Source organism: Carboxylicivirga agarovorans, from assembly GCF_050589845.1.
In the GTDB taxonomy this organism is placed as follows: Bacteria; Bacteroidota; Bacteroidia; order Bacteroidales; family Marinilabiliaceae; genus Carboxylicivirga; species Carboxylicivirga agarovorans.
Genome location: NZ_JBNGPA010000003.1, coordinates 439118 through 451092, shown reverse-complemented (window position 1 = coordinate 451092; position 11975 = coordinate 439118). Strand labels below are relative to the sequence as shown.

The following is an 11975-nucleotide window of genomic DNA, read 5'->3' as shown; positions in this document are numbered from 1 at the left end:
GCTGCAAAGATAATGCTTTTCATCAAAAATGAAGTTTTTGCATTTGCTTTGTGTGTTAAATTTCCAAGTTATTGTGTTGATTTAACTTGGGTTAACATCTGTGTAGTGCTGATATTTTGTGGAAGTGTAAACATAAAGGTGGTTCCTTTACCAGGTTCACTTTCAATACTAATTTTTCCATTATGAAGTTTGATAAACTCATCACAAAGTAGTAAACCTAAGCCAGTTCCGCTTTCTCTATTGGTGCCGGGAGTTGAAACTTTCTCTGAAATATTGAAAAGGCGATTTATTTTATCGCGATCAATACCAATACCGGTATCTTCAACCGCTACTTCAAGGTGTCCATCCACAGGCTTACAATAAAGAGTTACAAATCCCTTCGAATACGTGAACTTGATGGCATTGGAAACCAGGTTGCGCATAACGCTTTTAATTTTATTGACATCAACAACAATGTCTGTATCTGCATCTATTTTATTGATTAAAACGATGTCCTTCTCGTCGGCCGTCTGCTTTAGCAGGCTGATTATTTCATTGCCAAGCAGGAAGAGATTCGCTTTTTCCAGATTAAGTTCTTCTCTGTTATATTGCAATTGCGACCATTCAAGCAGGTTGTCTAACAATTTATAGGTGTTATTGGCGCTTTTATCAATAACGTTTATGTACTTCTTGCGGTCCTCATCAGAAAAATCATCATAATGGTCAGACAGCAGGTTCGAGAACCCGATGATTGAGTTGAATGGTGTTTTTAGATCATGCGATATGATAGATAAGAATTTGTCTTTGGTCTGGCTTAGTTTTCTTAATTCTTTGTTTGCACTGATAATAGATTTCTTCTGTTGTTCAATTTTATCATTCTTTTCCTGAAGGTATTCGTTAGTACTTAATGACTCCTCGTACAACTCCCTGGTATTTTGTTTCTCGATGTTCAACAGGTAGTTTGATTCAAATAGCCTGAATCGAAGTCTGTAATGGGCCCTGTTAGCGATAAAAGCGATAATGGTCATTGGAAACAAATTGGAGTAATTGACCCATTTTGAATCCGGCAGCTCTGCAAAAAATAAAAAGATAACAACAGTGGCAGCGAGGGGACCAAAGAATGAGAGTATGGCGACGCGGAAACTAACCTTATAATCTAGGGCAATTGCAAAAATAACCACAATGATGCCTGTAACAGAAAAAGAATCACCTTCAAAGGGCAAGTATACAAGGTATTTGGCATACATCATTATAAGGGCACTGAACATATAAATGTTATACAATTTGAATTCGATGTTCTTGTTTTTTCCCTTATCGATATAATGAAATAATAAAAGAGATATGCCAATGATCAGGGGAATAATCCTTGTGTAAAAGGCATTAACACTTTGGCGAATAAACAGATCCGAATAAGCAAACCATGAGATAATCGCTATTGATGAAATGGCAAACGCAGGAATATACTTTATGGTGATGTCTTCAAGGTATTGCCTGAAGTTTTTTCTTATGTCCTGATTTTCTATGCTCAAATTAACCGGTTTTATTCAGTATCAAGGCTTATGTATGGTCATTGGTAAGGAGTGTCATTATTAGTCACTTATCCTTTCTCTAATTAACAAAACTAAGAAATTTAAAGAATTATTGATAACCTGACACCTACTAATTGTATGAAACGACATGGGAAAGATTCGATTTAATGCGTAATATTTATTTCGATTCTGTTTTTACATTTGTACTTATTGTCTGTAAACACTTTGTAATGCAAAAAACAAAAGAACTGAGCGCATCGACTATTGATGCTTATTTGTTTGACCTTGGAGGAGTGATCGTCGATATTAGTCCGGCTGCTGCCATTAGCGCTTTTAGTAAACTGGGTTTAAGCAACCTGGAAGAACAGATTACCCACGGACACCATAATGGATTATTCAAACAGTATGAACTGGGGGCTGTAAGTACGCAAGACTTTATCAGGCAAATTAAGGATTTATTGCCGCATACTACTACAGATGAGCAGATTATCGATGCCTGGAACCAGATGTTGGTTGAATTGCCGCTTGAGCGTCTTCAGATCATTGAAAGTCTTAAGGAGCAAGTCCCTGTCTATTTGTTAAGTAACACAAACGAGTTGCATCGTAGTACCTTTGTGCGAATGGCTTATGGCATTGAGAATATTGAAGCGTATTTTACAAAAACCTTTTATTCCTTTGAGATAAAACACAGTAAACCAGATAAAGGTGCGTTTGAATATGTTATTGCCAATACAGGTATAAAACCCGAAAGAACGTTGTTTTTAGATGACTCGCAATTAAACCTGGATGTAGCTGATGAGTTAGGTTTTCAGACTGTTTTGGTTTCAAAAAATGATCCAATGACAGATATTCTTGGCAAAATGTCAACTTAGATTGACATTGACAGGTAAGGTTAATATTTTTATTGATAATAGTATTATATCATGAAAAAAACAACCTTACCTCTTGTCATTCTGTTTGTTAGAATTAGTTCATTCTTACATGCACAATCATTTGATTATGCTGGGCCAGTCAGTTCAGCACTGGCATTCACCAAAGTATTTGATTCATCTTCTTGGGCCTGCCTCAGTAATGTATCTAACCTGGCTGAAAGAAAACACTTAACTGTTGGAGTTGCCTACCAGATGCGCTTTAACATTAAAGAATTAAGTTCCAGGGCAGCCACACTGGTCGCTCCGTCATCTTACGGCACCTTTTCAGGTCTTGTTTTTCAAAGTGGCTACGCGAAAAGTAATTATAGTCGTTATGGCTTAGCATACAGTCGTTTATTTGGAGATGAGCTTAAAGCAGGTTTTCAATTTAATTATGTATCGCATCAAATTGAAGCAGCCGACAGGGCCGATGCCTTTTACTCATCTTTGGGATTGAATGTTGATGTGTCTGAGCGTTTTGAGCTGGGAGTGTTTATTCAAAATCCTGAACAGGGAAGTATCAGGTATCATGATGATGAATACACTTTACCAAGCTACTTTAATACAGGTATAAAATACTCTGTTGCTTCACATTTTATGTCTGTTGTTGAGGTGGAAAAGCAATTAGAATATGACTTGGTCTATAAAGCGGCTTTGCAGTTAAGTTTTAAAAATAAATTGTTTGTCAGAGGAGGAGTCAAAGGCAGACCTGCTGAATTAACTGTTGGAGGAGGCTTTAGCGGCAAGGGACTGATGGTTGACATTGGTTTTGCACATCACCAGCAATTGGGAGTGACATCGGGAGCGGGATTATCATATTCATTTAAGCAAAAACAGAAATAATGTTGAAACGGTGGATTGTTACACTAGGATTCTGGTGGCCTTTGTTTCTTCATGCACAGCAAACTGATGACCTTCAGAAAATGATAAGTGATATGCTTGAGGCGATGGCTACTCAGCAACTCGAAAATGTGGATTACGAACAGGTTGTTAATGATTTGATTATGCTCAGTCAGCGTCCTGTCAACTTAAACGAGGCTCAGAAGGAAGACCTGGAGCAGTTCTTTTTTCTGTCAGATCAACAGATTGAGAACTTTTTGTATTACAGGTATGTCAACGGACCGTTGTATTCCGTATTTGAATTACAGGCCGTGGAACAAATGGATCATTTAACCATTTCCTATCTGTTGCCATTTGTGGTTACAGAGCCGGTTGAAGAGAAAAAGGCAAAAAGGTTTTACGGAAATGTACTTGCACGCGTTCAAAGTACCGTGCAAACTCCGGTAGGTTACCAGGCTAAAAATGATAGTACCGAAGCTGCATACCTGGGATCAAAAGAAAAGTGGCTGATGAGAGCTCGCTTTTATTATGGGGATCTGATTGAAGCCGGTATGACCCTCGAAAAGGATCAGGGTGAAAAGGCCTTTCCCAATTATTTTCCTGTGGCAGATTTTTCATCTGGTTTTATTCGATTCAGTAATCCGCTAAAATACCTTGAAACGGTGATAATTGGCGATTACCGCTTGTCATTTGGTCAGGGGCTGGCTGTTTGGACGGACATGGCTTTTTCAAAAACAACCGAAACAGCCCAGTTACGCCGTCGCCCCAGGGGAATCAATTCCTATACATCTGTCAATGAGAGTTCTTTTCTGAGAGGAACAGCTGTAAAGGTGAGGTCGGGAAATTGGTCCCTGGCGCCGTTTGTTTCGTATAAAAAGCGTGACGCTTCGTTTGTTAATGACACCATTGATGGCATCAATGTATCATCTTTGCAGGAGACAGGTTATCATCGCACTCAACCAGAACTGGATAATCGATTATCTGTCAATGAAAGGGTATATGGCCTGCAATCAGCATATCGTCATCACTTGTTTCATGTTGATGCGGGGTATGTCAACTGGTCTATTGATGAACCGGTGGCCTTGAAAACCCATTTAAAAGATAAGTATCGCTTTTCAGGTGATATACAGGAAACAATATGGCTGTCGCATGCAGTTTTTCTAAACCGCCTGACCCTGTTTGGAGAATTGGCTGTTCAGAATTCTGAGCACAAAGGAATATACCAGGGCTTAAGTTATAATCCCGGATTTGATGTGGCCTTATCTGTGGCCTATAGGAAGTACAGCAATGGGTATTCAGCCATTTTGTCCAATCCCTTTTCAGAATCATCGAGCAGGGGAGGTGAGTCTGGTGTTTTTACATCTCTTAGTCTTAGTCCACTGGAAAAAATATCATTAAGAGCTTATGCCGATTTGTTCTCATATGATTGGTTACGTTATAATGTGTATCGTCCATCGACAGGCTTTGAATGGTTTACACAAGCCGATTACAGGATCAACAATTACCATTTCGCCTATTTAAGATACAAATCAACTCAGAAAGAAATCAATTCAGGCGCGCAGGTAACCATGTATGAAGTTCATGCTTGTCAAAAGGATAACCTGCGCCTGTTTTATGCCTACAAACCTAATGATAAGTGGCGGTTTCAAACACAGATAGAACAATCATTTTATAAAGAGGGTGTGACATCTGAAGCAGGATGGATGGCATTTCAGGATGTGGGTTTTAAATCGGGCAAGTGGACCTTGAGCGGGCGTTATATCGTTTTTGATATTGAAGATTACAACAGTCGTATATATGCCTATGAGCCTGATGTATTATATGCATTTAGTATTCCGGCCTATATGAACAAAGGAACAAAGCTTATTCTGAATAAGAGTATTAAACCTGTTAAAAATCTTAGAATATGGGGGCGCCTGGCTCACACCAAATATGCTAATATTGAAGAACTGGGATCCGGGCATCAGTTGATAAAGGGTAATAAGCTGACAGAATGGAAGATTCAGATGCAGTACAGGTTTTAAGTTGAAATATGACAAATTCGCTGCACTATTGCACATCACGAAGCAAATCATTTGTTATTTTTACAGGAGTAACAAATCGCCTGCACATGGAAAAGAAAATAACTACAGCAATTGATGCCTTTTACAATGGCAACAATTGCGCACAGTCTGTTATAAAAGCATATGTTGATGACTTAGATGTTAATGAACAGCAAGCGCTTAATATGGCATTAGGTTTTGGTGGTGGAATGGGAAGGATGCAAAAGGCTTGCGGTGCAGTAACCGGTGCCTATATGGTAATTGGTCTTCGTAATTCAAAAGTTATTGATGATGTTGAAGAATGTGGTGAAAGAACCCCTGAAATGATTCAGTCGTTTCGCAAGAAATTTTGTGACCGCCATCAAACAGATCAATGTGTGCATTTGTTGGGTTGTGATATCCGAACCGAAGCCGGTCGTCAGATCTTTAATGAAAACAAACTTAAGGATAAGGTATGTTCCAAATGTATAGAATCATCAATTACCATTTTGGAAGATCTTTTTAAATAGTTGTTCATGAAGATACTTCATACCTCGGATTGGCACATAGGGCAAAAACTGCACGGACATGAACGTGAAGAAGAGTTTCAATTGTTTTTTAAGTGGTTACATCAGTTAATCCAAGAAGAAAATATTGACGCTCTCTTAATTGCCGGAGACGTTTTTGATGTTGGTTTTCCATCAAACAATGCACTTAAACTTTACTATCAGTTTTTAACCTCATTGATTGGTAGCTCTTGCAAGCAGGTGATCATTACTGGTGGCAATCATGATTACATAAGCACACTTGAGGCCCCTGCCGATGTGTTGGCTGCATTAAACATACGAGTTGTCGGTGGAGCAAAAAACAATATAACAGATGAGTTAATAGAGGTTTACAAAGCTGATAAATTGGAGTGTGTTGTTGCCGCTGTTCCCTTTTTACGCGATAAAGACATTCGCCAGGTTAATGCAGGTGAGTCGTACGAAGAAACGCAGGATGCTATCAATAACGGCATTGTCGGTCATTATCAAGAACTGGCTGATGAAGTCAAAATCTATGATTGTCCGGTCATTGCCATGGGGCATTTATTTGTGCATGGAGCCAGCCAGTCTGAAAGTGAGCGCGACATTCATATCGGGAATCTTGGTGGGTTTAACGCGGGACTCTTTCCCGAGGAATTTGATTATATAGCTCTGGGACACATCCATAGACCACAAAAAATAAGTGAGAAGATTCGTTATTCGGGCTCTCCGCTTCCCCTAAGTTTTTCGGAAAGAAAAGATAATAAGCAAGTGATTGTATTGACAATTGACAGAGATGCGATTAAGAGCATCGAATCTGTGGAAGTACCATCATTTCGTAAGTTAACAGCTTTTAAAGGAAGCCTTGATGAAGTTGCCCAACAGCTTAATACTTATGCTGGTACTTCAGAACTTGAGGACTGGGCGGAAATGGCAATCGAAGAAGATGAAATGGATACATCGCTAAGGGCAAAATTTGAAGCGCTGCTTGATGAGGTAAACCGCCAGGATAACCAACTGCTTATTGTTAAGCCAAGTTTGAGATTTACAAGTGATAAACAGCTCAGTGAATATGAGCAGGTGAGTTCTCTGGCTGACCTAAGTGTTACAGATGTGTTTGATAATCTTTTGAATTCAAAACAGGTGGTTAGCCCGGAAGGTGTAACAAATACTTTTAGCGAATTAATGGATGATTTCTTTCATCAATCAGAAAATGAATAGTGCATGCAATTACTCCAACTTCGAATAAAAAACCTGAACTCTCTAAAAGGTGAGCACCTGATTGATTTTGAGAACGGACCAATTGGTAATACTGGATTGTTTGCCATAACCGGTCCGACAGGAGCTGGTAAATCCACCATATTAGATGCCATTACACTAGCCTTGTATAATCAGACACCGCGCAGTGGTTCAGTATCAAAAAACGACATTGCACGGTTGGGAAGCATTATTACAAGAAATACTGACGAGGCATGGGCACAGCTTGATTATCGTGTAAAAGAAACCACCTATCGATCGCAATGGGGAATATCACGCAATAGAAATGGTAACCTGCGGGACTATACCCTGGTGTTATCAAAACAGGAAAAAGACGGGCGATTTATCAGCATGGTTGATAAGCGCAATGAGGTGCCAAAGGAAAATGCCCGTCTGATAGGACTTAACTTCGATCAGTTTCTGCGGTCAATATTGTTATCCCAGGGCGATTTCGCACGCTTTCTTAAGTCAAATGCCAATGAGCGTGGTGAGCTCCTTGAAAAAATTACAGGAACTGAAATTTACCGTATGCTTGGTCGTGCCTGCTACGAACGTCGGGGAAAGGAGTATAAAGAGCTGGAACGTTTAAAGATTCAGCTTGAAGGTATTGAAATCTTAACAGAAGAAGAACGGAAGCAGGCTGAAGTCGAACTGGAGAGACTGACAAAGGATTGTACAGGGCATGAAGAAAACATGGCTGTGCTGAGGAAGCAAGTACAAACAACCAGGGAATACACTAAGTTAGTGGCCTCCATTGAAGAAAATAAAGCGCAAAAGAATAAGTTAAACTCTGAAATTGAACTGTTTAAGTCAGATCGCCTGCGTCTTGAAAAGCATCAGGAGATCATGCCGTTAAGGGCAGAAATTCTGGTGGTTGAACAATGCCAAAAAGGACTTAAGGAAAAGCAGGCAGAAAAGGCAGATAAAAGTGCAAGCCTAAAAAATGAGGACGTTTTAAGGCAAAAGACACAAGAACAACTCAGCTCACTTATCCAGGAAATAGATAGGTTTAACAAAAAGCAAGAAGAAACACAGTTGCTGATAAAAAATGTGCGGGCTTTAGATTCAGAAATAAAAGTCGCTCAGAGTAGTTATCAGTCGCTGGAAGAGCAGAATAGATCACTTGGCAAACAGGTAGATGCGCTTCATGAAGAGATCAGGAAGCAGGAAGCAAACCTTGGAGTGAAGGAGAAGAATATCAGTGCCATTAAATCCTTTCTTGAAGAAAATAACAGGATAGCGGGCGCCGGTGAGCTCTTATCCCTGCTTGAGCAACAGGTTTTAACCATTCATACAAATACTGGATCAATTACATCGGGTATTGAGCAGTTGGAGACATCACCGACAAAGACGGCAGTGCTTAATGCAGAGAATCATGACAGCCGTTTGACTGTTATCCGGAATGCAGTACAACAGAGTAAGCAGTTTATTCGTGAGAAAAGTGAGCAGATACCCGCCGAAAAGCCGGATATTGACCGGTTAAAACAGCAACATAAGGATCTGCTGGCTAAAGGTCAGGCTCTTGAACGATTGCTGAATGTCTGTAAAGAAAAACAAGCATTACTTAAAGAAAAAGATTCCCTAACAAAGGAACTGACTACCAGTAGTAAGGAGATTGTTGTTAAAGAAAAAGAGCTGGGTGACCATGAGCAGGCTCTGAAAATTAATCAGAAATACCTTGATGAATTAACTATCCGTCGCGAACGTGAATTGCTCGAGGCGAAATACGAAGAAGCACGTCAACTGTTAAAGCCCAATGAGGCATGCCCATTATGCGGATCAACTCAACACCCGTATGTCAATCATTATAAGTCGCGAAAAAACGAAACAGAAGAATCTCTGAAAGAGAGAAATGCTCAACGTAAAGACCTGCTCAATAAAGAGAAGGTGCTGTTAGAGCAGTTGTCGAACCACCGGTCTGTAGTTGGAAGTGTTCAAAAGCGGCTGGATGAATATGGTGATAAGCTCGAGCAATATAAGTGCTCTATTCAACAGGCTTCTGATAAATATGCTCTTAAGTTTGATGAAGTGAATGAGCAGGCTGTATTGGGTACTATTGTAAAGCATACAGCAGAACAGGAACAGGTGGAAGGCTTGATCACTGTAATGGAAAAGCTGGAGAAGGCCATTGCCCGAAATAAGGAGTATTCAATGCTGGCCAATGAACTGCAGGCGCTGATAGAGCTGCATAAGCAGGTTGATGAAAGCCTTAAAACAATGGGAATAAATTCAGATGTTCCCCTGTCAGATAAGTTGACAGCATTAAAAAAGAGATATACAAGTTATGCCCGAAGGAAGGAACAGCTGCAAGAACAGGAGAAGGAGTACTCAACTATAAGTACAGCCTGGAAAGAGAAAGGTAAACAGTTTCAGGAGATACTGCAGGTATTTGCGAGTCAAAGTGAAGAATTGGGCAAGAAGAAGCTGGAACTTGATGAACGAAATGCTAAGCGTGAATCACTTTTTGGAGCGCGCGTGCCTGAAGATGTGGAACAGGAGCTGATCGCTGAAAAAGGAAGGCTTGAAGAGACCAGGAAGAGCCTTGAGATCACCTTGCAAAGATCTGCTGTATTAGCAAAGTCCCTGGCCGATCGTTTAAAGGAGCTGGATAGTGAATTGAACGAGGAACAGTCGAAACTGCTAAAGCAAACAGAAGTATTGAGCAGGCAACTGAAGTTAAAAGGTTTGGATTCGATAGAGGCAGCGCATGCATTAATATTGGGTGAAGATGAGGTGAAGCGTCTGCAGCAAAAACAAGAGGGCTTTGTTAAGGCCTCAACCGAACTTGATCATAGCATTAAGGAGCAGGGCAATCAATTGAGCCGCTTAAAAGAAGTAATTGAGACAATAAAACTTCCTGAAGTTGAGCTTAGCAAGCGTTTAACTGAGCTTGAACAGCTTTTAAAAACCGGGCTTGGTAAGTCTGGCAGTTTAAAGCAACAAATCGAAACAGATAAGCAGAATAAGGAAAAGCAAAAAGAAAAGGTTCAACTGATAGACAAGCAGCAAAAGAATTATCAGCGATGGGATGAACTTAGCAGTCTTATTGGTGATGCCACAGGTAATAAGTTTTCGAGATTTGCCCAGGAGCTGACTTTAAAACAAGTGCTGCAACTGGCTAATAACCATTTAAAGCTGTTGACCGATCGCTATCTGGTTAAGCATGTAAAAAACGATGTTGTAGATGAGTTGTTTGTCGTTGATATGTACCATGGTAACGCCGAGCGCTCCGTTAAAACGCTTTCTGGAGGAGAAAGCTTCCTGGTCAGTCTGTCGCTGGCCCTCGGTTTATCCGATCTGGCAGGGCAAAATACGGTTATTGGCAGTTTGTTTATCGATGAAGGTTTTGGAACCCTGGATCAAAATACACTTGATGTAGCTTTGTCGGCTCTTGAAAAATTACAGAGCGAAACCAACAGAACAATTGGGATCATTAGCCATGTGCCTGCCCTTAAGGAGCGGGTTACAACCCAAATTGAGCTTAGAAAAGATGCCTCAGGCTACAGTACACTCGAAGTTCGCTGTTAATTCCCTGTGGAAGCCGGAGTAGCGGATGTCATGGCTTAGTGATAAGCTTTGGCCCCGAAAAGAATATATGCAACTGCTGTCACCTAGTGGACTGTGCTATCATTCTTTGATTATGGATAATATTTCGGCTGCTTTATTGTAGCCCAGCTCAATCATTTCATCAGCTTTATGGAAATCAAGTGTTCCGCATGCATCACGTGCAATTTCAATAATAAAGTCAGGCGGGTAGGCAGCCAGCTTTTGTCGGGCGATTGTGTTTTGCATGGCATCAAAGGCCCAATCGGCAATTTGGTACATGCCCGATTGGTTGGGCTTTAATTCCTTAGTGTCTTTTTTATTGAACAACCAGCTTTTGCTATCGGGCGAGGCTGAATTATTGCTGTGCTTTGGAACGGCGCCCAGGTTGACAGCTATAATAATGTCGTTGTTATCGCTGAATACCGGGGCGATAGGAATTGGGTTTAAAACACCACCATCAATTAGTTCCCTGTTGTTGATAGTAACAGGCGTAAGAAAAAGAGGTAAAGAAATTGAGGCGCGGATCGATTCGAATAAATTACCCTTTGTGAGCCATATTTCTTTTTCATTTCTGACATCAGCGGCTACGGCGGTAAACTTGACAGGTAATCGCTCGATATGTTCATCGCCAACTAATTCTTTGAGTGTATTTATTAGTTTATCACCTTTTATCAATCCACTTACGCCCCACGAAATATCCATGTAAGAAGCAATGTCCAACAGTGTGAGTGAGCGCACCCATTCTTCAAATTTATCAAGCTGACCCGCTGCATAAATACCGCCGATGACTGAACCAATTGAACAGCCAGAGATCGAATGAATGGCGAAATCGTTTTCCTGAAGCCAGCGAATAATGCCAATATGAGCGAGTCCGCGAGCACCTCCACTCCCAAGAACAAGTGATACGGTTTTGTTTGGTTTAATTCTTGTCATTTGGGTAGATATTAGTCCTGTTTAAATTGACTATGAAAATAGGATTTTTTTAAAACATATTCTTCTGCGTGTACCATAATCAACTTACATAATAATGTAAAGAATTATGACAAATCTTATAAGTACCCGATTGCCGAATTTATTCGTCATAATATTATAGCCTTTAATCATAAATATTTTGGCATTAATGGCTATAAATATATTTTCACCGCCGATTAATGTAGAGCTAATTGCTTTGGGAAAGGCAATAGGCTTAGAAATAATACTCATTGGGATTAACGGTAATTATTCATCATTCTAACAAATGATGGTCGGTTAAAACCGATAACTTACAGTAGTAATGCTGATTGGTGTATTATGCCGTTAATCTTCTTCTCTTTTCTAAGCGTTTGTCTTGCCTGATGATGTTTTAATTAACTAAAAATACTATACATG

Annotated in this window: 8 protein-coding genes; 6 read left to right on the top strand and 2 right to left on the bottom strand. The window is 40.1% G+C overall.

What is annotated here, in order from left to right; translation table 11 throughout:
- Positions 1 to 68: 68 nt before the first annotated feature.
- Complete coding sequence (locus tag ACRD69_RS05800; protein WP_430814126.1) at positions 69 to 1508, bottom strand: sensor histidine kinase; 1440 nt, start codon at positions 1506 to 1508, stop codon at positions 69 to 71.
- Positions 1509 to 1738: 230 nt separating this feature from the next.
- Between ACRD69_RS05800 and ACRD69_RS05795 the strand changes: the two genes are divergently transcribed.
- From ACRD69_RS05795 to ACRD69_RS05770, 6 genes are all read left to right on the top strand, one after another.
- A complete protein-coding gene (locus ACRD69_RS05795; protein ID WP_430814125.1) occupies positions 1739 to 2380 on the top strand; it encodes an HAD family hydrolase in 642 nt (213 codons plus the stop codon).
- A gap of 51 nt (positions 2381 to 2431) precedes the next feature.
- Complete coding sequence (locus tag ACRD69_RS05790) at positions 2432 to 3262, top strand: hypothetical protein (RefSeq protein ID WP_430814124.1); 831 nt, start codon at positions 2432 to 2434, stop codon at positions 3260 to 3262.
- The gene (locus tag ACRD69_RS05785) at positions 3262 to 5283 is read left to right on the top strand and encodes a helix-hairpin-helix domain-containing protein (RefSeq protein ID WP_430814123.1); all 2022 of its coding nucleotides are present in this window, start codon (positions 3262 to 3264) and stop codon (positions 5281 to 5283) included. The genes ACRD69_RS05790 and ACRD69_RS05785 overlap by 1 nt, the downstream gene beginning before the upstream one ends.
- An 86-nt stretch (positions 5284 to 5369) precedes the next feature.
- Positions 5370 to 5810, top strand: a complete 441-nt coding sequence (locus tag ACRD69_RS05780) for a C-GCAxxG-C-C family protein (protein ID WP_430814122.1) — start codon at positions 5370 to 5372, stop codon at positions 5808 to 5810.
- 6 nt (positions 5811 to 5816) lie between these two features.
- Entirely contained in the window at positions 5817 to 7025 is a 1209-nt protein-coding gene (locus ACRD69_RS05775; protein WP_430814121.1) for an exonuclease SbcCD subunit D C-terminal domain-containing protein, read from the top strand.
- A gap of 3 nt (positions 7026 to 7028) precedes the next feature.
- Positions 7029 to 10589, top strand: coding sequence for an AAA family ATPase (locus ACRD69_RS05770; RefSeq protein WP_430814120.1), 3561 nt, complete (start codon positions 7029 to 7031; stop codon positions 10587 to 10589).
- A 99-nt stretch (positions 10590 to 10688) separates the two neighbouring features.
- On the opposite strand, the gene ACRD69_RS05765 is transcribed toward ACRD69_RS05770, so the two are convergent.
- Positions 10689 to 11540, bottom strand: a complete 852-nt coding sequence (locus ACRD69_RS05765) for a patatin-like phospholipase family protein (RefSeq protein WP_430814119.1) — start codon at positions 11538 to 11540, stop codon at positions 10689 to 10691.
- Positions 11541 to 11975 lie beyond the last annotated feature (435 nt).

Excerpts from the sequence above, each read along its gene's own strand:
- ACRD69_RS05785 (WP_430814123.1), top strand. The coding sequence starts at position 3,262 with ATGTTGAAACGGTGGATTGTTACACTAGGATTCTGGTGGCCTTTGTTT.
- ACRD69_RS05770 (WP_430814120.1), top strand. The coding sequence starts at position 7,029 with ATGCAATTACTCCAACTTCGAATAAAAAACCTGAACTCTCTAAAAGGT.
- ACRD69_RS05795 (WP_430814125.1), top strand. The coding sequence starts at position 1,739 with ATGCAAAAAACAAAAGAACTGAGCGCATCGACTATTGATGCTTATTTG.
- ACRD69_RS05765 (WP_430814119.1), bottom strand. The coding sequence starts at position 11,540 with ATGACAAGAATTAAACCAAACAAAACCGTATCACTTGTTCTTGGGAGT.
- ACRD69_RS05780 (WP_430814122.1), top strand. The coding sequence starts at position 5,370 with ATGGAAAAGAAAATAACTACAGCAATTGATGCCTTTTACAATGGCAAC.
- ACRD69_RS05775 (WP_430814121.1), top strand. The coding sequence starts at position 5,817 with ATGAAGATACTTCATACCTCGGATTGGCACATAGGGCAAAAACTGCAC.
- ACRD69_RS05790 (WP_430814124.1), top strand. The coding sequence starts at position 2,432 with ATGAAAAAAACAACCTTACCTCTTGTCATTCTGTTTGTTAGAATTAGT.